The following is a 22,304-nucleotide window of genomic DNA, read 5'->3' on the forward strand; positions in this document are numbered from 1 at the left end:
TGCGATCTTTTCGCATCACCACTGCGCTACGGCTGAACAACAGCCCCCGGCACCAGAGGCAATTCCAGGCTGGCGATAAACCCGCCATCGGGATGATTGGCCAGCACCAGACTCCCGCCATGCCGCTCCGCCGCACGGCGCGCAATGGCCAATCCCAAACCATGTCCAGCCGCCGTCTGCCCCGGCGCCCGATAGAACGGCTCACCCAACTGGCTCAAATGCGTGGCCTCTACGCCTGGCCCGTGGTCACGCACACTGACCACAATCCGCTCACCCTGGCGCACCGCCTGCATTTCAATCGCTTGCCCCACCGGGTTGAACCGCTGAGCGTTGCGCAGCAGGTTGTCGACGGCGCGCTCGATCATCGTCGGCCAACCTTTAAGGTTCAGCTGTGGCTCGGCCTCAAGGTGGACGTTCTGCTCCGGCGAACCCAATTGAGCATCCTTTTGCAGGGTGTTGAGCAGCGCATTGAGATCAACCTCTTCAGCGCTGGCGTTGTCGGCATCGACCCGGGCCAGTACCAGGATTTCGCTGATCAGCGCTTCCAGCCGGTCGCACTCCCGAGTGAGGCGCGGCCAGAGTTTTTCCCGTTCTTCAGGGTTGGCTCGCTCGGCCAGTGCCAGCGCAATGCGCAGCCGGGCAAGCGGTGAACGCAGCTCATGGGACACATCCCGCAGCAACTGCCGTTGGCTGCCGATCAAACTTTGCAGGCGCGCGCCCATGCGGTTGAAGTCGTTGGCCAGCACGCCAAACTCGTCGCGGCGGTTAGCCAGTTTAACCAGGCTGTTCTGCTGATAAGTGGTTTGCCCCAGATCATGCACCGCGCCGCGTAAACGGCTGAGCGGGCGGGTGATCGACAGCGTGACGAACAGACTGAACAAGGTCAGCACCACCAGCGCAATGCCCAGCGCACTCAACGGCCAGAGCAGGCTTTCGCGGTGCCAGGCGTCCAGTTCCGGGTGCGGAATGCGATAAATCAGCAGGTAGGTGTCTCCGGTTTTTTCGCTGGTGTACTCCGCCGTCAAACGACGCCATGGCAGGCGGCGATCATCGTTGTTCTGCCGCGCTTCGAAGGCAGCCGCCCTGCGTGGGAAGGTGCCGCGCACCACCGGATCGCCGCTCTCGTTGAGCACTTGAACGTCAATGTGATATTGGCGTTTGCGCTGTTCCAGAATGTCCTGGGCCGCGTCTTCACCCTGTGACTCGTAGGTTTGCGTCCACTGTTCGGCCAAGGTATTGAGGCCCGGATGGCGGCTGAGAATCCACGCGTCCTGGTTGAGCATGTGCCCCAGCAGAATGGAGAGCCCTGCAACCAGAGCGATGGCCAACCAGAAGCTGGCCAGAATACGCCAGAACAATGAGCGCACAGAAAATCCTCAAACAAACACAAATCCAATGTGGGAGCGGGCTTGCTCGCGAAGGCGGTGTATCAGTAAACATCTCTGTATCTGACACACCGCCTTCGCGAGCAAGCCCGCTCCCACATTAAACTGAGTGGCAACAGACCCAACGGTGTTAGCCGTTGGGTCCGGGGTTAACGCATTATTGCGCCTTTTGCTGCTGTTGCGCTTTCCAGGCCTTGAACTCGGCCCATTCGGCGCGACGCTCAGCCTGTTTTTTCTGGATCTCGTCGAATTGCTTCTGTTGATCTGGTTTCAGCAAGGCACGCACATCGGCTTCAGCTTTCTTGTGGTTGGCCGCCATTTCATCTTTCATGGCCTTCTGGTCGGCTGGCGAAAGTTTTTCCAGGTACTTGTCGACCACTTGCTGACGCTCATGCATCTGCTCGCCCATGATTTTGCGGATCTGTTCGCGCTGTTCGCGGCTCAGGTCCAGCTGGCTGTACGGGCCTTTGCCGTGCATGCCGTGCATCTGACCGTCATGGCGTGAGCCGTCCATCGGGCCACCCATCGGGCCGGCACCTTCAGGCATGGCCATGGCAACGGTTGGCAGGGCGGCAGCGAACATCAGAGCGATAAGAGTCTTGCGCATGGTGAATCTCCTTGTCTCGTTCCCGGTACGTTCCGGATGAGTACAGATTACGGAGATCAAGGTCAGCGGCGGTCAGCGGAGCGTAAAGCTTGAGTAAAGACGATTTCAGATTGACCTGACAAATCCAACACTTTGCCTACTTCTCTCTGAAAGAACTGACCTATGTAGCAGCTGCCGAGCCTGCGAGGCTGCGTTCGGCTGCGCAGCAGTCGTAAATCCTGCGCGCTCGGTTCACCTGAAAGTCCGCGGCGTCTGAATTCACGACTGCTTCGCAGCCGAACGCAGCCTCGCGGGCTCGGCAGCTGCTACAAAAAACGGATCGCATGGTTTCAGAGGCTGTAGTAATAGCCGCGGCTGCGCAGGGCCACGATGCGTGGGCGGCCGTCGGGGTGCGGGCCGATCTTTTTGCGCAGGTTGCTGACGTGCATGTCCAGGCTACGGTCGTACAGCGTCAGCTTGCGGCCGAGGGCGATTTGCGCCAGTTCCTGTTTATCCAGCGGCTCGCCGGGTTGCTTGAGCAGGGCTTCGAGCAAACGGCTTTCGGAGACGGTGAGGGTGAATTCCTGTTCATCGATGCTGACCACGCCGCGCACCGGACTGAAACACAGATCGCCCAGTTCCAGCTGGCTGGACACCGCCGCCGGATGACTGCGGCGCAACACGGCGCGCAGGCGGGCTGTCAGTTCCCGTGGGTCGCACGGTTTGGCCAGGTAGTCGTCGGCGCCGAGTTCCAGGCCGAGGATGCGGTCCAGCGGCTCGCCGCGGGCCGAGAGCATCAGCACCGGCAAGTCCGGGTGATCGTTGCGCAATTGCTTGAGCAGCTCCAGGCCACTGCCGTCCGGCAGCATCACGTCCAGTACCACGGCTGCCGGCGACGTTTCGGCCAGTGCGCGACGGGCGCTCTGACCATCGTGGCAGGCGCGGACTTGAAAGCCTTCCTGGCTCAACCAACTGCTCAGGAGCTCACACAGCTCCTGGTCATCATCAATTAATAACAGCTCGCTCATGACTCACTCAATTTAGCCATTGCCTACGTTTTCTGGTGGCACCACTGGCGAAGATACCGCAGAGCAGCGCCAATAGCGCTACTGCGGCGCCGATGACGAACCACTGTTGCTGATCGGTCAATAGACGCGGCAGCGGGCTGCTGGCCTGGACTTCCTTGAGTTGCAGCTTGAGGCGCTGATTCTCTTGGCGCAACCGGCTCAGCTGGGCGCTTTCGCGTTCGGCATCGGTATTTTGCAGTTGTTTGCTCAGTACTTCTCGTTGCTGTTCGCTTACCTTCAAGCGCTGTTGCAACTCGGTGATCTGGCTGCCGGCGCTCAGGGACAGCGGTGTGGAATTACCGCCCTCGGCGCTTTCTTCACCGTGGGCGGGGGCCACAATCGACAACGTCACCAACATCAGACACAACGGACCTTTGCGCATCGCCACTCCTGATTCCAATACGAGTATTGGGCAGGTTGTCGGCCGGTAAACGAGAATAATGAGCGTTGAGCGCGCGATGAACCGATAAGGTTCATCGCGCTGGAGGGATATTACGGCAGGACTTGCTTGAACGGCTTGACCGAAACGTTGGCGTAGACGCCTGCGGCGATATACGGATCAGCGTCGGCCCAAGCCTGGGCGGCGCTCAGGGAATCGAATTCGGCGACGATCAGGCTGCCGGTGAAACCCGCAGCGCCCGGATCATTGCTGTCGACCGCCGGGTGTGGACCGGCCAAAACGATGCGACCTTCACCTTTGAGCACTTGCAGGCGCTCAAGGTGTGCAGGCCGTGCGGCCAGGCGGGCTTCCAGGGAGTTGGCGACGTCTGTGGCAATGATTGCGTAAAGCATGTCAGTCCTCGGTTTTTGGCGTTGTGGTATCGGCGTCGTGCAGGTGGCGGGACAGGTAAATGCCCTGGCCGACCAGGAACAGCAGCGTCATGCCCAGGCTGCCGAAGACTTTGAAGTCAACCCAGTAGTCCTGAAAGGTGAACGCGACGAACAGGTTGGCGGCACCGCAAAACAGGAAAAACCCGATCCAGGCGATGTTCAGACGGGTCCAGACCGGCTCCGGCAGGGTCAGCGCGTGGCCCATGATGCGTTTGATCAGCAGTTGCTCACCGACGAAGTGGCTGCCAATGAACGCCAGGGCGAACAGCCAGTTCACCACCGGGGCTTTCCATTTCAGGAAGGTTTCGCTGTGGAACGCCAGGGTCAGGCTGCCGAAGACCAGGCAGGCGATGAGGGTCAGCCACTGGCTCTTCTCGAGCTTGCGCTGCTTGATGAACAGCGTGCCGTAAACCACCAGGGAGCTGATGATCAGCATGGCGGTGGCGCTGTAAATACCGCCTACAGTCAACTCATGACCGGCGATGTCGACGACCCGTGGATCGAGTTTGAAGACGATGAAAAACAGCAGAAGCGGGATGAAATCGATGAATTGTTTCACAGTGGCAGCCAGAAGCAGGATGTGGCGGCATAATAACAAACATATGGGCGCGCGATAGCGCCAGCTGATTTGAGGTAAAAAAGCCCCGTGAACGTTGATTTGCACTGCCATAGCACGGCCTCCGATGGCGCTCTCGCGCCTGCAGTACTGGTTGCGCGTGCGTTCGAGAAAGGCGTGCGAGTCCTGGCCTTGACCGATCACGACACTCTCGAGGGCCTCGACGAGGCCCGCAGCACGGCGATTGCGCTGGGGATGCAACTGGTCAATGGCGTCGAATTGTCCTGCACCTGGGGCGGCGCGACCATTCACGTGCTGGGCTATGGTTTCGACGTCAACGCCGCACCCTTGGTCGAGGCCATCGCAAAATTGCACGATGGCCGCTGGTTACGGTCCGAAGAAATAAGCCGAAAACTGGCATTGAAAGGCATGCCGGGCGCGCTGGAAGGAGCCCGGGCCATCCAGCAGGAACTGGGCGACAGCGGCAATGCGCCGGCCCGCCCGCATTTCGCCGACTGGATGGTGCGTGAAGGTTTCGTCAAGGACCGCGCCGAAGCGTTCCGTAAATGGCTGGGCGCCGGCAAGCTGGGGGACGTCAAGCAACACTGGCCGACCCTGGAAGACACGGTCGAAACCCTCCGCGCCGCCAAGGCCTGGGTCAGCCTGGCGCATCCGTGGCACTACGATTTCACTCGCAGCAAACGTCGCCGGCTGATTGCCGACTATATTCAAGCAGGGGGCCACGCAATCGAAGTGGTCAATGGCCATCAGCCCGCCGAGCAAGTGGGCAGCCTGGCGATTCTCGCCCGTGAGTTCGGTCTGCTGGTCAGCGCCGGCAGTGATTTTCATGGCCCTGGAGGCTGGTCCGAGATCGGTGAGTACCGCCCGCTCCCGGAGGATCTGCCACCACTGTGGTGTCGATTCAAACATGACCCAATTATTGCCGCCGTCTGAACAGGTAGAGAATGTGAGTCAATTTTTCCAGATTCATCCGGAAAACCCGCAAGCGCGCCTGATCAAACAGGCTGTCGAGATCATCCGCAGCGGCGGGGTGGTGATTTATCCCACAGACTCGTCCTACGCCATTGGTTGCCAGATCGGCGACAAGAATGCCGTGGAGCGCGTGCGCCGGTTGAGACAGCTGGACGAAAAGCATAACTTCGCGCTGATTTGCAGCGACCTGTCGCAACTGGGGCTGTTTGCCAAGATCGATACCGGCACCTTCCGCCTGCTTAAAGCTCATCTTCCGGGACCTTACACCTTCATTCTCAACGCCACCCGCGAAGTCCCGCGGCTGTTGTTGCATCCGAAAAAACGCACCATCGGCCTGCGCGTACCGAGCCATCCGATTGCCCTGGCACTGCTGGAAGAACTCGGCGAACCGCTGATGAGCGTGACGCTGATCATGCCCGGCGACACCGACCCGATGACCGATCCTTACGAAATGCGCCAGTTGCTCGAGCATCAGGTCGACCTGATCATCGACGGCGGTTTTGGCGGGATCAAGGCGTCCACCGTGATCAACCTCGCCGACGGCGAGCCGGAAGTGATCCGCGTTGGTTGCGGCGACCCGACGCCGTTCATGGCCGAGGCGTAGATGTCTGCAGTAGAACCCGTTGTCGACAGTCAGGCCGGAGCCCAGCAAGAGCTGCCCTTCGCGATGGTCTATGGCCAGGCGGTCATGGAAATACCGCTGGACCTGTACATTCCACCGGATGCACTTGAAGTCTTTCTCGAAGCCTTCGAAGGCCCCCTTGACCTGCTGCTGTACCTGATCCGCAAACAGAACATCAACATCCTCGACATCCCGGTGGCGGAAATCACCCGTCAGTACATGGGCTATGTCGAGTTGATGCAGTCGGTGCGCCTGGAGTTGGCCGCCGAGTACCTGGTCATGGCCGCGATGCTGGCCGAGATCAAGTCGCGGATGCTGCTACCGCGTGCCGAAACGATCGAGGCCGAAGAAGACGATCCTCGCGCTGAACTGATCCGCCGCTTGCAAGAGTACGAACGCTTCAAGGCTGCAGCTGAAGGCATCGATGGCCTGAGCCGTGTGGGGCGTGACGTGGTAGTCCCCAAGCTCGACGCCCCGGAAGCCCGGGCACGCAAGCTGTTGCCGGATGTGCGCTTGTCAGAGCTGCTGTTGTCCATGGCCGAGGTCCTGCGCCGTGGCGACATGTTCGAAAGTCACCAGGTCAGCCGCGAGGCACTGTCCACCCGCGAACGCATGAGCGATGTGCTGGAGCGCCTCAAGGGCGGCGGTTTCGTGCCCTTTGCCGAGCTGTTCACCGCTGAGGAAGGACGTCTGGGGGTGGTGGTAACCTTTATGGCGATTCTCGAACTGGTCAAGGAATCCTTGGTCGAGCTGGTGCAGAATGAGCCGTTCGCAGCGATCCACGTGCGGGCCCGAGCCGAATAACGAGTTGAATCATGAACCTGACTGAACCCCGCGAGCTGGCGCCACTGCTTGAAGCCTTTCTGTTGGCCTCGGGAAAACCGCAATCGCTTGAACGCCTGTTCGAACTCTTCGAAGAGGGCGAGCGGCCGGAGCCGCCGGTCTTCAAGAAAGCCCTGACGATTCTCGCCAAGTCCTGCGACGGCCGGGCCTTCGAGCTGAAGGAAGTGGCCTCCGGGTATCGCTTGCAGATCCGCGAAAAGTTCTCGCCGTGGGTAGGACGTTTGTGGGAAGAGCGGCCGCAGCGCTATTCCCGCGCCATGCTCGAAACCATAGCGCTGATCGCCTATCGTCAGCCGATCACCCGGGGCGAGATCGAAGACGTGCGGGGCGTGGCGGTCAACAGTCACATCGTCAAAACCTTGCTGGAGCGCGAGTGGATCCGCATCGTCGGCTACCGCGACGTGCCGGGTAAGCCGGCGATGTTTGCGACCACCAAGGCGTTTCTCGATCACTTCAATTTGAAAAACCTCGACGATTTGCCACCGCTGGCCGAATTGCGCGAGCTTGAGCCTGATCCGGTGCTCGATTTCGACGACGCGCCGGTGCCTGCCGGGTTGCAGGAACTGGCCGACGCCAGCGCCGAGCCGGAAGAGCCGAAGGAAGAAACCAGTTTCCACACGTTGTTGCTGGAGCTGGACACCATGGAGGAAGGGCTCAAGACCGACTTCGACGATCTGTTGCGTGATGGCGAGGTGACCGAGACCGAAGAGATCCTGGATCAGCCCGAGCCCGAGCCCGAGCCTGAGACCGAAGTTGAACTTCAGGTCGAGTCCGAAGCCACAGTCGAAGAAGAGCAGGAAGATGATGTGCTTGGCGTTGCCGAGGCTCGCGAGAAACTCCTGGCCGCTGTCGCCGCTCTTGAACAACACAAGCCCGAGCCCGAGTTGAGCGACGAAGAAGCCGAAGCCCGAGCCCTGGCCGAAGCGATCGAAGCCGAACGCCGCGAGTTCGATGACTGACCCAAATCCTGTGGGCAATGAAGATCCCTGTGGGAGCGGCGGTGCGACGATTCGATTTGCTCGCGAAGGCGTCGTGTCAATCAATGATGATGTCGACTGACACTCCCTCTTCGCGAGCAAGCCCGCTCCCACATTGAAATGTGTTCGCAGGAGTAACTGATGAGTTCAACAAAAGACCCCTGCATCAGCGTCTGCAAGTTCACCGACGACATCTGCCTCGGCTGCGGCCGCAGCAAACGCGAGATCAAGGCCTGGAAGAAACTCGACAAGGTCGATAAACGCACCGTCCTCGCCGAAGCCTCGCTGCGATTGATCAAACTCGGCGCCACCGGTCGGCGGAAATCCAGGTAAGTCGCCATTGATCAGCTAGTCTCTGATGCGCGAACGCTCCCATGAGCGTATGATTCGCGACCCTTCGGCGATCCCTTCGCCCTAGACCCAGCTTTCAACTCTTCAGGTCCCTCACTTCAGAGCTGCCTGAACAGACCACACCGGGAGGTGCCCAGATGAGTATCAACGACCAGAAAGACGACCAGGAAATCGGCCCAGCAGGCGAAAAACTGCAGAAAGTCCTCGCCCGTATCGGCGTCGGCTCGCGCCGTGACGTAGAAGCCTGGATCAGCCACGGCCGCATCAAGGTCAATGGCAAAGACGCCACCCTCGGGCAGCGCGTCGACATGCACGACGCCATCACCATTGATGGCAAGGTGATCAAGCGCGAAGAAGCCGCCGAGTCGGTACGCCGCGTGATCATGTACAACAAGCCGGACGGCGAAATCTGCACCCGCCTTGATCCGGAAGGCCGTCCGACCGTTTTCGACAAGATGCCGCGCCCGAAAGAAGGTCGCTGGATCAACATCGGTCGTCTGGACATCAACACCACCGGCCTGCTGATGTTCACCACCGACGGTGAGCTGGCCAACCGCCTGATGCACCCTTCCTACGAAATGGACCGTGAATACGCGGTACGTGTGCGTGGCGAAGTCGATGACGAGATGATCGAGCGTCTGAAAGCAGGCGTCGTCCTCGAAGACGGCCCGGCCAAGTTCACCGACATCAAGCAGGCGCCAGGCGGAGAAGGTTTCAACCATTGGTATCACTGCGTGGTGATGGAAGGTCGCAACCGCGAAGTCCGTCGTCTGTGGGAATCCCAAGGCCTGGTGGTCAGCCGTCTGAAGCGCGTGCGTTTCGGCCCGGTGTTCCTCAACTCCGACCTGCCGATGGGCCGCTGGCGCGAAATGAGCCAGTACGAAGTCGACATTCTGAGTGCCGAAGTTGGCCTGACGCCTGTGGCCATGCCGCAGATGAACGCCAAGAGCAAAGACAAGCTCGACCGCATGCAGCGTAAATCGTCGCGTCCAATGGGCAAGACCGAGCGCGTGCGTTCGTTGCGTCCAGCCATCGGTAACCAGACCGCTGCTACACCGCGTGACTCCCGTGAACCGCAAATCGAAGGCGAGCGCCCCGCCCGCAAGCCAGCAGCACCTCGTGCTGACGGCGAGCGCGGTCCACGCACTCCGCGTCCGGCCAACGGTCGCACTGAGCGTGGCGAAGGTCGTGGTGCGCCAAGCGGCGGTCGTAGCGATCGCGGTGCTCCAGCCGGTCGTGGCGAGTCTCGTGGTGAGTCGGGTCGCGGTACGCCGGTGGCAGACCGTCCTTCCGACACCAAGCGCCCGGCCAAGGCACCGGCGAAGAAGCGTCCAGGCATCGTTCTCGTCGACAAGGACGCTCCATCGGGCAAACGCCGTGGTGCGCCAGCCGGTTCGGGTCAGCGCCCGGGCTTCGGTCGTCGCAAGCCTGAGTAATCGGTAAGCGCAACATGAAAAACGCCAACCTTCGGGTTGGCGTTTTTTTTTTGGGGTGCAGTGTTTGTGAGTCAGCCATCGCGAGCAAGCTCGCTCCCACAGGTGACCGAGTTGGTCCAGAGAAATGCGGTTAAATGTGGGAGCGAGCTTGCTCCGGGCGGCGTTCCGACGATGGCGTCAGCCTGATCACCGCAGAGTTTTGAGTTAAAAGACAAACCGCCCATCAAACACCGGCTCATCATCCAGCGCCAACACGCCGCTGGAGAAGATCAGGTCCAGATGATGGCTACCCTTCGCGCCACCGCCCAACCCGAGATGCAGCCCGCAATGGCGCTCCTCGAACCCGGCATTGCGCGCATACAACGCTTTAACGCCTTCATTGGTGCCAATCCCCAGCTCCTCGATGCGCCGGTTGGATGGATTGGCCTCCAGGTACTTGTTGAAGTCATGTTCCAGCCCCGGCACCTCGGTGGCGATTTTGCTGATGGTCGAGTTTTCGATCCACAACTCTAGCGGCGACTCCAGCACCCCGTATTTGCGGGCAAATGGAATGGTGCTGAGAAAAGTCCCCATGAACTTGACCCGGCCGTTAATGGCTTCGCTGTGCGTGGCAATTTCACCGGGCGCCAGATCGAAGTTGCCGACACCGTTGATGTCGGTCCACTTCTTGATACTGCTCAACGGTGTTTCGAACCACGAGCCGTGATCATCTTTGAAACTTAACGTAGTGGCATGGGACATGCGCTGGATCAAGTGGCTGTTCAACCCGGCAATGCGCTGCGGGGTGACACTGAACGTGTCGTAGAAGTAATCGCCGTAATCCTTGAACAGCAGCGACTTCTTCCAGTTCTCGGCCATGACGCCTTGCAGCGCGCGGACAAATACCGGGCCGTCGGGGCGTGGGTTGGGCAGGGTGGAAGAGTCGTAGAAAAAAATGTACAGATTGCTGTCGGCAATCGCCTGGGCCAGCAACTCCGTGGGTTCCAGATCCAGTCGCATTGCGCTGAAACTGAAGCGTGGGCTGGCACCGGCCTGTTCGGCGATGGCGCCCGTCAGTGCCTGGTAATCAGCCGTGTGGCCGAGCAAGACCTTCGCCGGGTTGATGCCGGCAAGGGCAGGGTGATGTTCGAGGTAATAAAGGAAATGCGAAATGGCGCGTTGCTTATCCATGTAGTCCTCCCTGACAAACCGAGAAAAAGTGGCAGGCACAACCGGCCGGATCGTGCCTGCCGGGATGTCTTACAGAGGCCACATCGCCGTGCCGAACGGAACAATCGCGTCGGCTTGCATCATTTCAACGGCGGCTTCATGGGTCGGTGCTTCAAACCAATCGTCCAGTTGCAGTTCAGTTTCCAAGTCTTTTTCCATAGCTTGCATGGTGAATCTCCTAGATGACTTTTGAGTAAGAACAACTTGCCTGTCGATGCGTCTCGGCAAGTCGCTGAAACGTAGTTCAGAGGTTTTTAAATTGCAAAAAAATAATCAAATAAGATTTGTTTGAACTTTTTATTCTGTTTTTCATTAAGCAATTTGTTAATAAAAAACAAAAAACTAAACCGACCTTTCTCTGAGGAAACGTCCTACCGTCAATTTGCAGTCAGCCCACAGTCAAATCTGATTCGGCAAATTTACGTTACGCCATGTAAAGAAATGCTGACGAAATAAAGCCTCAAAGCCCTTGGTTTGACGCTTGCGAAAGGGATGTAAGGAAAACCTTCCGCCTAATGGCCAATTAACCTTTCCGCAGGGCTCTGGCCCGCTTGTTTCAGGCTCGGTTGAAGGGTGAGATGCGCCCCATGCCTGTCGTGCAGGTGCATAACAAGAAGGAGGCGCAATGTACGCCATGACTCATATCCATCTCTCCCCGTGGAGCGATTTTTCCGTCGCTCTCGTCAATGACCGGCAAAGGTCTGACTCTATTTTTGCAGCCGCTCGAGACCCTCGAGGCGGACACAGGCAATCCCGGCAAACGACACGCTGATCCAGTGGTGTCTGGCAGCAGGGGGTTACAGGTGTACAATGCGCCGCGTTTTAACTGTGACCTCCTGCGCATCTGCGCAAACCTCAAGGCTATCCGCCTTGTTCACTCCGCTGCGCCACAAGCGTGTCGGGTTCGATTTCGTCACAGATAAAAACAAACAGGTGACGCATGACCGTTGTAAAAACGCTGAACTCCTTTTGCCTTCGCTGGGGTTTGATCGGCGCTGCTTGAAGTCGCAACCGAGCAGCAACGTCTAACGAACATCATCAAACCTTGCGTGAGACCCTTTTCATGAGTGGACAAAACTCGCATTCAGGCGAGCTGAAACGCGGCCTGAAAAATCGCCATATTCAACTGATTGCCCTCGGTGGCGCGATTGGTACCGGGCTGTTCCTCGGCTCGGCCGGCGTACTAAAATCCGCCGGCCCGTCGATGATCCTCGGCTACGCCATCTGCGGCTTCATTGCTTTCATGATCATGCGCCAACTCGGCGAAATGATCGTCGAAGAGCCAGTCGCCGGTTCTTTCAGCCACTTCGCCCATAAATACTGGGGCGGTTTCGCCGGCTTCCTGTCGGGCTGGAACTGCTGGATTCTGTACATTCTGGTGGGCATGTCGGAGCTGACTGCGGTCGGCAAGTACATCCACTACTGGGCGCCGGACATCCCGACCTGGGTTTCGGCAGCCGGGTTCTTCGTCCTGATCAATCTGATCAACCTGGCCAACGTTAAAGTGTTCGGTGAGGCCGAGTTCTGGTTCGCGATCATCAAGGTCGTGGCCATCGTCGGCATGATTGCGCTCGGTAGCTACCTGCTGGTCAGCGGCAACGGCGGCCCGCAAGCGTCGGTGACCAACCTGTGGGCCCACGGCGGCTTCTTCCCGAACGGCGTCAGCGGCCTGGTGATGGCCATGGCGATCATCATGTTCTCCTTCGGCGGCCTGGAAATGCTCGGTTTCACCGCAGCGGAAGCCGACAAGCCGAAAACCGTGATCCCGAAAGCCATCAACCAGGTGATCTACCGGATCTTGATTTTCTACATCGGTGCGTTGGTTATCCTGCTTTCGCTGACACCATGGGACAGCCTGTTGGCAACCCTGAATGCGTCGGGTGATTCCTACAGTGGCAGCCCGTTCGTGCAAGTATTTTCAATGCTCGGCAGTAACACCGCTGCGCACATCCTCAACTTTGTGGTCCTGACCGCGGCATTGTCGGTGTACAACAGCGGCACCTACTGCAACAGCCGCATGCTGCTGGGCATGGCCGAGCAGGGCGATGCGCCGAAAGCCTTGTCGAAAATCGACAAGCGCGGCGTGCCGGTGCGTTCGATCCTTGCGTCGGCGGCGGTGACGTTGATCGCCGTGTTGCTGAACTACCTGATCCCGCAAAACGCGCTGGAACTGTTGATGTCGCTGGTGGTTGCCACCCTGGTGATCAACTGGGCGATGATCAGCTTCTCGCACTTCAAGTTCCGCCAGCACATGAACAAAACCAAGCAGACGCCGCTGTTCAAGGCCTTGTGGTACCCGTACGGGAACTACATCTGCCTGGCGTTCGTGGTGTTCATTCTGGGCGTAATGCTGCTGATTCCGGGGATTCAGATCTCGGTGTATGCGATTCCAGTGTGGGTCGCGTTCATGTGGATTTGCTACGGCATCAAGAATAAGCGTCGTGACCGGCATGCGTTGCACGCGGCAAACGCGAAGTAAGCGCAGCACGCAGAAACAACAAACCCGGCCAATGTGCCGGGTTTTTTGTGCGCGCTGCAAAACCTGTGAACTTGCGCTGATCCCTGTGGGAGCGGGCTTGCTCGCGAAAGCGGTGGATCAGTCAGCATAAATATTGCCTGTCCCACCGCTTTCGCGAGCAAGCCCGCTCCCACAAGGGACGCGTTACGCCGATCCAATCGCGGTATCCTGCGTGTTCTGAATACGGACGCTTTTCCATGCTGGTGATTTCCAACAACGTGCATCTGCCGGATGCCGAGATCGAGTTGACCGCCATCCGTGCCCAGGGCGCTGGTGGGCAGAACGTCAACAAGGTCTCCAGCGCGGTGCACCTGCGTTTCGACATTCCGGCCTCGTCCTTGCCCGAGTTCTACAAGGAACGGCTGCTGGCGCTGCGCGACAGTCGCATCACCAGCGAAGGGGTGTTGATCATCAAGGCCCAGCAATACCGCACGCAGGAAGCCAATCGTGCGGATGCGCTGGAACGGCTGACCGAGTTGATCCTCAGTGCCACCAAGGTCGAAAAGAAACGTCGTCCGACCAAGCCGACCCTCGGTTCGAAGAAGCGTCGGCTCGAATCCAAGACCAAGCGCGGCAGCATCAAGGCTGGACGCGGTAAGGTCGACTTTTAACGCGCGTCTCTTTCTTCGCGATACTTTGGCGCTTGCCGGTACAGATAAACGCTAAGCATCAACCCGCTTAAAGCGGCGAGGGCGGCGAACAGGAAGATCGAGGCAAAGCCAAAGCCTGCTGCAACGGCACCCGCCACTGGCCCGGTGATCCCCAGCGACAAATCGATAAACAACGAATAAGCCCCGACTGCCGCACCACGGCTGGACGCCGGCACCAGGTTGACCGCTTCCACCCCCAGCGCGGGGAACACCAGCGAGAAGCCGAACCCGCTCAGCGCCGCACCGGCCAATGCCCAATGAGCGTCCGGCGCCAGCCATAGCAGCAGCAACCCAAGCGTTTCCACCGACAGGCAGGCAATCGCTACGCGAAAGCCGCCGAGGCGGTTGATCAGGTTGCCGAACAGCAGCCGCGCACCAATAAAACTGGCACCGAACAAGCTCAAGCACAGCACCGCATTGGACCAATGCTGAGTCGCGTAATAGAGGGTGATGAAGGTGGCGATGGTGCCAAAGCCGATGGAACCCAGCGCCAGACCGCACCCATGTGGCAGCACTCGCCCCAGCACATGCATGAACGGCAAGCGTTCACCGACAACGATTGGCGCGGCGGTTTTCGGCCAGGCCAGCACGAGGCCGAGGACGGCCAGCAGCACGATGCTCACGCCCATGCTCCACAAACCCAATTCACCGACCAGCCACACCCCCAGCGGGGCGCCAATGGCGATGGCGCCATAGCTGGCGATGCCGTTCCAAGAGATGACTTTGGCGGTGTTGGCCGCACCGACCCGGCCAATGCCCCAGCCGATCGAACCCGAACCCACCAGGCTTTCCGCGCTGCCAAGCACTAATCGGCCGATCAACAGGCTGATCAGGCTGAGCATCGGCAGGCTCTGGGTCCAGGCCGAAATCAGCATGAACACTCCACTCAAACCGCAGCCGGCGAGGCCGTACATTACGGCGAGTTTGCTGCCCTTGTTGTCGATGATTTTCCCGGCATAAGGACGGCTGAGCAGGGTGGCCAGGTATTGCACGCTGATCACCAGGCCGGCGATTACGGCGCCGAAGCCCAGATCGCTGTGGACGTAGCCCGGCAACACGGCCAGGGGAATGCCGATATTCAGGTAGCCGATGAAGGTGAACAGGACGATGGAAACGACTTGCAGCGTGACCGCCAGGGGGCGCTGGTTTTCAGACATGGGTAAAGATCCACGGGGAAGCAGGATAGATAGGCTGCTTATGATAGCGGCGCGAGCGGCTACTGGTCGTGAAAAAAGTAAAACTATTTGCCGGGCGGGGATGAATCAGGGCTTTGCGGGGGCAACCAGTTGTGTCGTGACCAGGGCGGCCAGGGCGTTTTCTTCGCTACCGAAACGGGCGAGCAGCGCGGCTTGTTTCTCGGGGGAAAGGCGATTCCAGATCTCGATCATCTTCTCGGCGGTGCCGATCAGGACGCTGGCTTGGGTTTCGCTAAAGTCATCGGTCATGGTGGGGCTCAAGGGTTCAGGCGGTGTGGAAAGCGCATGTTAGCGCTTTCCACACGGTCTGGCATTGCAGGTGAATCAGTCTTCGCTGTCGGCCTTGCGGCGTTCAGTGGCTTCTTTTGGCTCGGGCTGTTGGGCACCGGCTTGTTGCGTGGGCGTCTGCTCAGTTTCGTGCAGGCTTGGGAAGGGGAGATTAGGGATCTCGTGCATATCGCGCTCCTCGCAAAGTCTGTTGATAGATCTGGTAGATCCGCGCTTTAAAAAAAAAGCCTGGGAAGGATACAGCAGGAGAAATGACAAATAGACTTTTATATCCAATTGTTGCGACGGATGGGATTGTCTAGACAGGTCTGGAAGAGGGAGCGACACAAAACAAATGTGGGAGCGGGCTTGCTCCGGGCGGCGTTCCGACGAAAGCGGTGTGTCAGGCAACGATGATGTCGACTGACACTCCGCCTTCGTCGGAACGCCGCCCGGAGCAAGCCCGCTCCCACAGGGTGACTTGCAGTGCTTGATGGTTACTTGCAGACGTCGGCGATGGCCTCGGCCAGCAGATCCAGACGCGTCGCATCAATACCGGCCACGTTGGCCCGGCCTGAGTTGACCATGTAAACGCTGTGGTGATCACGCAGTTGTTTGACTTGGTCCGGCGTCAAACCGGTGTAGGAAAACATCCCGCGCTGCACGCCGATGTGCGCAAAGCGTTCGCGCAAACCATGAGGTTCAAGCGCTTCAACCAAACCGCTACGCAGTTGGGCGATACGAAAACGCATGGCTTCCACTTCGTCGGCCCAGAGGCTTTTCAGCTCTGGATCACTGAGGATGGTCGCTACCACAGCAGCGCCATGATCCGGTGGTGTCGACCACAGATTGCGAGCGATGTTGGCCAGTTGGCTGCGGATATCCATCAGCTTGTCAGCGGTTTTCGCGCAGACAATCAGCGCGCCGGTGCGGTCGCGGTACAGGCCGAAGTTCTTCGAGCAGGAACTGGTGATCAGCACTTCCGGCAACGCGGCAGCGAACAACCGCGTCGACCAGGCATCCTGTTCCAGGCCATCGCCGAAGCCCTGGTAGGCGAAGTCGATCAGTGGCACCAAATCGCGACTGCGCACCACGTCCAGCACCCGGCGCCAATCGTCATGGGACAGATCGAACCCGGTCGGGTTGTGGCAGCAGGCGTGCAGCAGTACCACATCGCCCTTCGGCGCTTCATTGAGTACCGCGAGCATCGCCTCGACGTCGAGGCGGTTATCGCTGCCGACGTACGGGTAATGACTGACCTTGACCCCGGCTGCCGCGAAGATGGTTTCGTGAATCGGCCAGGTCGGGTTGCTCAGCCACACGCCACGGCCCGGCAGGCACTGGGCAATGAAGTCGGCACTCAAGCGCAGCGCGCCGGTGCCGCCCGGCGTTTGCGTTGCGCCGGCCCGTTGTTCGGCGATTAGCGGGGAATCGGCACCCAGCACCAATTCAACGATGGCCTTGCCGAACGCCGGTTCACCGTGGCCACCGATGTAGGTTTTGGTGGTCTGACGATCCACCAGGCGTTGCTCGGCGAGCTTCACGGACTGGGGAATCGGTGTCAGGCCCTGGGCGTCTTTATAGACACCCACGCCGAGGTCGAATTTGCGCGGGTTGGGGTCCTGCGCATAGGCCTCCATCAGGCCGAGAATCGGGTCGCCGGGTACTCGACCGATGGCGTCGAAATGCATTATTTGCGGCCCTCGGCGTCCTTGGCCACTTCGTCAGTGCGCGCGGCCATGATGAAATCGTTGCGATGCAGGCCCTTGATGGAGTGGCTCCACCAGGTCACGGTGACTTTGCCCCACTCGGTCAGCAGGCCCGGGTGGTGACCTTCAGCCTCGGAGATTTCACCGACGGCGTTAGTGAACGCCAGTGCGTGCTTGAAGTTCTTGAACAGGAAAACTTTTTCCAGCTGCATCACGCTGTCGCGCACTTCAATGTTCCAGTCAGGAATCTGCTTGATCAGTACCGGCAGTTCTTCGTCGCTGACCTGAGGAGCGCCGGCTTGGCAGGCTTCGCAGTGGGCTTGGTTCAATGTGGACATGATGGGTTCCTGAAATCGAATTATTGGAAATCGGCCGTCAGTGTCACCACGCTAAACCAAAGCGTCGGTTCCTGACAGGCTCACTTGATTCTAAAAGCAGCGGATCACGCAGCCTTTGGCGGAAATTTTGGTGTGTGCAAGCCCAGCTGCATGCCTTGCTTGACCATGCCCATGATGTCTTCGTGGGCCAAGTCGAACAGGCGCTTGAGGTTCGGCAGGGCAAAGTACAGCGGTTGCAGGATGTCGATGCGGTACGGCGTGCGCATGCATTCCAGCGGATCGAAGGCCTGATGCTCAGGTTCGTTCGACAGGCAGTAAACGGTCTCTTTTGGCGAGGAGAGAATGCCGCCGCCGTAAATGCGCAGGCCCTCTGGCGTATCGACCAGGCCAAACTCGATGGTCATCCAGTACAAACGCGCCAGGTACACGCGTTCTTCCTTGGAAGCCTGCAGGCCAAGTTTGCCGTAGGTGTGGGTGAATTCGGCGAACCAAGGGTTGGTCAGCAGCGGGCAGTGGCCAAAAATCTCGTGGAAAATGTCCGGCTCTTGCAGGTAATCCAGTTCTTCGCGGGTACGAATAAACGTCGCTACCGGGAACTGCTTGTTGGCGAGCAATTCGAAAAAGGTCTGGAAGGGGATCAGTGCGGGAACCCGGGCAACCTGCCACCCGGTGGTTTCACCGAGGACCTTGTTGATCTCACCGAGTTGCGGAATGCGGTCGTGGGGCAGACCGAGTTTTTCGATACCGTCCAGGTATTCCTGGCACGCACGACCCTCGATCACTTTCAGTTGGCGAGTAATCAGCGTGTTCCACACCGCGTGTTCTTCGGCGGGGTAGTCGATAAAACCTTGCGCATCGGGCTCGCGAGCCACGTATTGCGTCTGCTTCATGCTGCTCTCCTGCTAGGGGATTTCGTTCTTGTTATGTCCTGCTATGGACCTAGAAATACCTCAAGAAATGCAGCGTTGCAGCACGTGAGTCGCGCTGTGCGTAGGAAAATTCGTCGATTTTTGTAAAGTATTCGTTACGGATCGGCCGCTATGGCGCAGGGATTGAGATTTGCGGGTTTGAAATGGCGTGCAGGTGTCACATAATCTTGACGACTAATTGAGCCACTCAGTAAAAAAAATATGTCCGAGGCACTGCGAATACCCCTGTGGGAGCGGGCTTGCTCGCGAAAGCGTCGGCACATCCGACATTGATGTATCAGACAGTCCGCTTTCGCGAGCAAGCCCGCTCCCACAGGTTATGCGCTCGGCATTAACCTCACTCACCGCTTTTTCGGGCCTTTATATGCGTATCAAAGTCCATTGCCAGAACCGTATCGGCATTCTGCGCGACATTCTCAACCTGTTGGTGGAGTACGGGATCAACGTCGCTCGCGGCGAGGTCGGCGGTGAGCATGGCAATGCGATCTACCTGCATTGCCCGAACCTGATCAACATTCAGTTTCAGGCGTTGCGTCCCAAGTTCGAATCGATAGCCGGGGTTTTTGGCGTCAAGCGTGTAGGGCTGATGCCCAGCGAACGTCGGCACATGGAGCTCAATGCGTTGCTCGGCGCCCTGGAGTTTCCGGTGCTGTCGATCGACATGGGCGGTTCGATCGTCGCGGCCAACCGCGCGGCGGCGCAGTTGCTCGGCGTGCGGGTGGATGAGGTGCCGGGGATTCCGCTGTCGCGTTACGCCGAGGATTTCGACTTGCCAGAACTGGTGCGCGCCAACAAATCGCGGATCAACGGCTTGCGGGTGAAGGTGAAGGGTGACGTGTTTCTCGCCGACATTGCGCCACTGCAATCGGAACATGACGACAGCGAAGCCATGGCCGGCGCGGTACTCACGCTGCACCGCGCCGACCGGGTCGGTGAACGCATCTATAACGTGCGCAAGCAGGAGCTGCGCGGTTTCGACAGCATTTTCCAAAGCTCGAAGGTGATGGCTGCGGTGGTGCGCGAAGCTCGACGCATGGCCCCGCTGGATGCGCCGCTATTAATAGAAGGTGAAACCGGTACGGGTAAAGAGTTGTTGGCGCGAGCCTGCCACCTGGCGAGTCCGCGGGGGCAGTCACCGTTGATGGCGCTCAACTGCGCCGGTCTGCCGGAATCCATGGCTGAGACGGAGCTGTTCGGCTACGGCCCCGGCGCTTTCGAAGGGGCGCGGGCCGAAGGCAAGCTCGGACTGCTGGAACTGACGGCGGGCGGTACGCTGTTTCTCGATGGCGTCGGGGAAATGAGCCCGCGTTTACAGGTGAAATTGCTGCGTTTCCTACAGGACGGTTGCTTCCGTCGTGTGGGCAGCGATGAAGAGGTTTATCTGGATGTGCGGGTGATCTGCGCGACGCAGGTCGACCTGTCCGAGTTGTGTGCACGCGGCGAGTTTCGCCAGGATTTGTATCACCGCTTGAACGTGCTTTCACTGCACATCCCGCCACTGCGCGAATGCCTCGATGGTTTGACGCCGCTGGTGGAACACTTCCTCGATCAGGCCAGTCGGCAGATCGGTTGCCCACTGCCGAAACTGGCGCCGGCGGCGATGGAGCGGCTCAGTCACTATCATTGGCCGGGCAATGTTCGGCAATTGGAGAACGTGTTGTTCCAGGCGGTTTCCTTGTGCGAGGGCGGGACCGTCAAGGCCGAACATATTCGCCTGCCGGACTACGGCGTGCGTCAGCCACTTGGCGATTTCTCGCTCGAGGGCGGGTTGGACGAGATTGTCGGGCGTTTCGAGAAAGCGGTGCTTGAGCGCTTGTACTCCGAGCACCCGAGCAGTCGCCAACTGGGTAAGCGGCTCGGTGTTTCGCATACGACCATTGCCAATAAGTTGCGTGAGTATGAGGTCGGCAAGACTGAGTCATAGCGGGCACTTGCTTTGTTTGTACTGGCCCCATCGCGAGCAAGCTCGCTCCCACAGGGATCTTCAGCGCGACTCAGATTCCATGTGGGAGCGAGCTTGCTCGCGATAGCGGTGGCGGCCGTTGCCTAAGGTCAAGCGTTGCCACTAAACGGCATAACACCGCCGGTTTTTCGTCTTCGACACAATCCTCCAATTCCCTCTGAACCCCTCAAGTCCTTTGTTTGCCGGGCCCTGCGCCGCCAGAAAAAAGTTGGTCTGCAAATTGCTTATGGCTCAGCAGTACAGCAGTGGGCGGCAAACGTCCGGCATGCAGAGGAAAGAGTGTGGACAAGTACCTTTATGTGGCAATGACCGGCGCCAGCCAGAATGCACTGGCGCAGAAGGCTCATGCCAACAACCTGGCGAACATCTCCACCAACGGCTTCCAGAAAGACCTGGAGCAGGCTCGTTCGATGCCGGTGTTTGGTGACAGCTTTCCGGCGCGTGCGTTTGCCTTGTCCGAACGTCCGGCCACCGATTTTTCCCCTGGCGCATTGGTGGAAACCGGTCGCGACCTCGATGTCGCCGTGCAAGGCAATGGCTGGATCGCCGTGCAAAACCCTGACGGCGGCGAAAGCTACGTGCGCACCGGCAGCCTGAACGTCGACGCCCTGGGCGTGCTGCGGGCCGGCAACGGTATGCCGGTGATGGGCAATGGCGGGCCGATTGCCGTGCCGCCCGAGCAGCAAATCGAAGTGGGCGAGGACGGCACCATCAGCATTCGTGCGATGGGCGAAGGTCCTCGCGTGATGGCGGAAGTCGACCGCATCAAGCTGGTTAATCCTGACTTCAAGAACATGACCAAAGGCCTGGACGGTTCGATCCACACCAAGGACGGCAAGCCGGCGCAAGCCGATGCTGGCGTCAAACTGGTGTCCGGTTTCCTTGAGTCGAGCAACGTCAACGCCGTGGAAGAGATGACTTCGGTGCTGGCCCTGGCCAAGCAGTTCGAGCTGCACATCAAGATGATGAACACCGCCAAAGAAGACGACCAGGCCATGGCTCGGGTCTTGCAGATCAGCTAATTATCAGAACGTCGCGCCGTAAAACAGGCGCACGAGGAGAATCGAATGCTTCCGGCTCTATGGGTTGCCAAAACAGGTCTGTCCGCCCAGGACACCAACCTGACGACCATTTCCAACAACCTGGCCAACGTGTCGACCACGGGTTTCAAACGTGACCGCGCCGAGTTCCAGGACTTGCTCTACCAGATCAAACGCCAGCCAGGCGCCCAGTCGACCCAGGACAGTGAACTGCCGTCGGGTCTGCAATTGGGTACCGGTGTGCGCATTGTCGGCACCCAGAAAAACTTCACCGCCGGCAGCCTGCAAACCACTGAGCAGCCGTTGGACATGGCCATCGACGGTCGCGGTTTCTTCCAGATTCTTCAGCCGGACGGCACGACTTCCTACACCCGTGACGGTACGTTTCACCTGGACTCCAACGGTCAGATCGTGAACTCCAGCGGCTTTGCCCTGGAACCGGCCATTGTCATTCCGAACGATGCCCAGACCTTCACAGTCGGTCGCGACGGTACCGTGTCCATCACCGTTGCCGGCAACCCGGCCTCCCAGGTAATCGGCAACCTGCAAACCGCCGACTTCATCAACCCGGCTGGTCTGCAAGCCGTGGGCAACAACCTGTTCCTGGAAACCGCGGCCAGTGGCGCGCCGCAAGTCGGCACCCCGGGCCTGGCCGGTTTCGGCACCACGCTGCAGAACACCCTGGAAACCTCGAACGTCAGCACCGTTGAAGAGATGGTCAACATGATCACCACTCAGCGCGCTTACGAGATGAACTCCAAGGTGATCTCGACCGCCGACCAGATGCTCTCGTTCGTAACGCAGAATCTGTAATCAAGTCTATGAGGCGGCCATCAGG

General features: G+C 59.2%; 25 protein-coding genes. 11 read left to right on the forward strand and 14 right to left on the reverse strand.

Annotated features, from left to right (window positions below; genetic code table 11):
• Positions 1-26: 26 nt before the first annotated feature.
• The 6 genes from CUN63_RS21095 to CUN63_RS21120 form a co-directional block, all read right to left on the reverse strand.
• Positions 27-1,367: a cell wall metabolism sensor histidine kinase WalK gene (locus tag CUN63_RS21095; protein WP_129442118.1), complete on the reverse strand. Its 1,341-nt coding sequence runs from the start codon at positions 1,365-1,367 to the stop codon at positions 27-29.
• A gap of 175 nt (positions 1,368-1,542) precedes the next feature.
• Positions 1,543-1,992, reverse strand: a complete 450-nt coding sequence (locus CUN63_RS21100; protein WP_129442120.1) for a Spy/CpxP family protein refolding chaperone — start codon at positions 1,990-1,992, stop codon at positions 1,543-1,545.
• A 329-nt stretch (positions 1,993-2,321) separates the two neighbouring features.
• Entirely contained in the window at positions 2,322-2,999 is a 678-nt protein-coding gene (locus CUN63_RS21105) for a response regulator transcription factor (protein WP_129442122.1), read from the reverse strand.
• A gap of 7 nt (positions 3,000-3,006) precedes the next feature.
• A complete protein-coding gene (locus tag CUN63_RS21110) occupies positions 3,007-3,420 on the reverse strand; it encodes a translation initiation factor 2 (protein WP_129442124.1) in 414 nt (137 codons plus the stop codon).
• A 110-nt stretch (positions 3,421-3,530) separates the two neighbouring features.
• Positions 3,531-3,830, reverse strand: coding sequence for a YciI family protein (locus CUN63_RS21115; protein ID WP_008156126.1), 300 nt, complete (start codon positions 3,828-3,830; stop codon positions 3,531-3,533).
• Position 3,831: 1 nt separating this feature from the next.
• Positions 3,832-4,428, reverse strand: a complete 597-nt coding sequence (locus CUN63_RS21120) for a septation protein A (protein WP_033053479.1) — start codon at positions 4,426-4,428, stop codon at positions 3,832-3,834.
• An 87-nt stretch (positions 4,429-4,515) separates the two neighbouring features.
• Here CUN63_RS21120 and CUN63_RS21125 point away from each other — a divergent pair, with 87 nt between their 5' ends.
• The 6 genes from CUN63_RS21125 (at position 4,516) to rluB (ending at position 9,647) form a co-directional block, all read left to right on the forward strand.
• Positions 4,516-5,379 carry a PHP domain-containing protein gene (locus CUN63_RS21125; RefSeq protein ID WP_129442126.1) on the forward strand — a complete coding sequence of 288 codons (864 nt, stop codon included), beginning with the start codon at positions 4,516-4,518 and terminating at the stop codon, positions 5,377-5,379.
• 13 nt (positions 5,380-5,392) lie between these two features.
• Complete coding sequence (locus CUN63_RS21130; RefSeq protein ID WP_033056081.1) at positions 5,393-6,022, forward strand: L-threonylcarbamoyladenylate synthase; 630 nt, start codon at positions 5,393-5,395, stop codon at positions 6,020-6,022.
• Entirely contained in the window at positions 6,023-6,844 is an 822-nt protein-coding gene (locus CUN63_RS21135; protein ID WP_129442128.1) for a ScpA family protein, read from the forward strand.
• An 11-nt stretch (positions 6,845-6,855) separates the two neighbouring features.
• Positions 6,856-7,842 carry an SMC-Scp complex subunit ScpB gene (gene scpB, locus CUN63_RS21140; RefSeq protein ID WP_129442130.1) on the forward strand — a complete coding sequence of 329 codons (987 nt, stop codon included), beginning with the start codon at positions 6,856-6,858 and terminating at the stop codon, positions 7,840-7,842.
• A gap of 159 nt (positions 7,843-8,001) precedes the next feature.
• Positions 8,002-8,193: a DUF1289 domain-containing protein gene (locus CUN63_RS21150; protein WP_129442132.1), complete on the forward strand. Its 192-nt coding sequence runs from the start codon at positions 8,002-8,004 to the stop codon at positions 8,191-8,193.
• Positions 8,194-8,348: 155 nt separating this feature from the next.
• Positions 8,349-9,647 (forward strand): 23S rRNA pseudouridine(2605) synthase RluB, encoded by a 1,299-nt coding sequence (gene rluB / locus CUN63_RS21155; protein WP_010461925.1) that lies wholly within the window; start codon positions 8,349-8,351, stop codon positions 9,645-9,647.
• Positions 9,648-9,851: 204 nt separating this feature from the next.
• Here rluB and CUN63_RS21160 read toward each other — a convergent pair whose 3' ends face one another.
• Together CUN63_RS21160 and CUN63_RS31720 are read right to left on the reverse strand one after the other, a co-directional pair.
• Positions 9,852-10,817, reverse strand: coding sequence for a leucyl aminopeptidase (locus CUN63_RS21160; protein ID WP_129442134.1), 966 nt, complete (start codon positions 10,815-10,817; stop codon positions 9,852-9,854).
• Between the two features lie 69 nt (positions 10,818-10,886).
• The gene (locus CUN63_RS31720; RefSeq protein ID WP_165353265.1) at positions 10,887-11,024 is read right to left on the reverse strand and encodes a hypothetical protein; all 138 of its coding nucleotides are present in this window, start codon (positions 11,022-11,024) and stop codon (positions 10,887-10,889) included.
• 895 nt (positions 11,025-11,919) lie between these two features.
• On the opposite strand from CUN63_RS31720, the gene CUN63_RS21165 reads away from it, so the two are divergent.
• Positions 11,920-13,335 carry an amino acid permease gene (locus CUN63_RS21165; protein ID WP_129442136.1) on the forward strand — a complete coding sequence of 472 codons (1,416 nt, stop codon included), beginning with the start codon at positions 11,920-11,922 and terminating at the stop codon, positions 13,333-13,335.
• 236 nt (positions 13,336-13,571) lie between these two features.
• Positions 13,572-13,985, forward strand: a complete 414-nt coding sequence (gene arfB, locus CUN63_RS21170; RefSeq protein WP_008010994.1) for an alternative ribosome rescue aminoacyl-tRNA hydrolase ArfB — start codon at positions 13,572-13,574, stop codon at positions 13,983-13,985.
• Here arfB and CUN63_RS21175 read toward each other — a convergent pair.
• The 6 genes from CUN63_RS21175 to phhA all read right to left on the reverse strand — a co-directional run bounded on the left by CUN63_RS21175 (position 13,982) and on the right by phhA (position 18,424).
• The gene (locus CUN63_RS21175) at positions 13,982-15,181 is read right to left on the reverse strand and encodes an MFS transporter (protein ID WP_129442138.1); all 1,200 of its coding nucleotides are present in this window, start codon (positions 15,179-15,181) and stop codon (positions 13,982-13,984) included. The two genes, arfB and CUN63_RS21175, sit on opposite strands and share 4 nt — an antisense overlap.
• Before the next feature lie 105 nt (positions 15,182-15,286).
• On the reverse strand, positions 15,287-15,469 hold the full coding sequence (locus CUN63_RS21180; protein ID WP_008030471.1) for a hypothetical protein: 183 nt from the start codon (positions 15,467-15,469) through the stop codon (positions 15,287-15,289).
• Positions 15,470-15,544: 75 nt separating this feature from the next.
• Complete coding sequence (locus CUN63_RS32300; protein WP_008156098.1) at positions 15,545-15,676, reverse strand: hypothetical protein; 132 nt, start codon at positions 15,674-15,676, stop codon at positions 15,545-15,547.
• Positions 15,677-15,984: 308 nt separating this feature from the next.
• The gene (locus tag CUN63_RS21185) at positions 15,985-17,178 is read right to left on the reverse strand and encodes an amino acid aminotransferase (protein ID WP_129442140.1); all 1,194 of its coding nucleotides are present in this window, start codon (positions 17,176-17,178) and stop codon (positions 15,985-15,987) included.
• On the reverse strand, positions 17,178-17,534 hold the full coding sequence (locus tag CUN63_RS21190; RefSeq protein WP_129442142.1) for a 4a-hydroxytetrahydrobiopterin dehydratase: 357 nt from the start codon (positions 17,532-17,534) through the stop codon (positions 17,178-17,180). The genes CUN63_RS21185 and CUN63_RS21190 overlap by 1 nt, the downstream gene beginning before the upstream one ends.
• 104 nt (positions 17,535-17,638) lie before the next feature.
• Complete coding sequence (gene phhA / locus CUN63_RS21195; protein ID WP_129442144.1) at positions 17,639-18,424, reverse strand: phenylalanine 4-monooxygenase; 786 nt, start codon at positions 18,422-18,424, stop codon at positions 17,639-17,641.
• Positions 18,425-18,827: 403 nt separating this feature from the next.
• Here phhA and CUN63_RS21200 point away from each other — a divergent pair, with 403 nt between their 5' ends.
• The 3 genes from CUN63_RS21200 (at position 18,828) to flgG (ending at position 22,279) form a co-directional block, all read left to right on the forward strand.
• Positions 18,828-20,387, forward strand: a complete 1,560-nt coding sequence (locus CUN63_RS21200) for a sigma-54-dependent transcriptional regulator (RefSeq protein ID WP_111451850.1) — start codon at positions 18,828-18,830, stop codon at positions 20,385-20,387.
• 320 nt (positions 20,388-20,707) lie between these two features.
• Complete coding sequence (locus tag CUN63_RS21205) at positions 20,708-21,448, forward strand: flagellar basal body rod protein FlgF (RefSeq protein ID WP_129442146.1); 741 nt, start codon at positions 20,708-20,710, stop codon at positions 21,446-21,448.
• Between the two features lie 45 nt (positions 21,449-21,493).
• Positions 21,494-22,279: a flagellar basal-body rod protein FlgG gene (gene flgG / locus CUN63_RS21210; protein ID WP_033055957.1), complete on the forward strand. Its 786-nt coding sequence runs from the start codon at positions 21,494-21,496 to the stop codon at positions 22,277-22,279.
• Positions 22,280-22,304: the final 25 nt, after the last annotated feature.

This window comes from Pseudomonas sp. ACM7, assembly GCF_004136015.1.
GTDB lineage: Bacteria > Pseudomonadota > Gammaproteobacteria > Pseudomonadales > Pseudomonadaceae > Aquipseudomonas > Aquipseudomonas frigoris.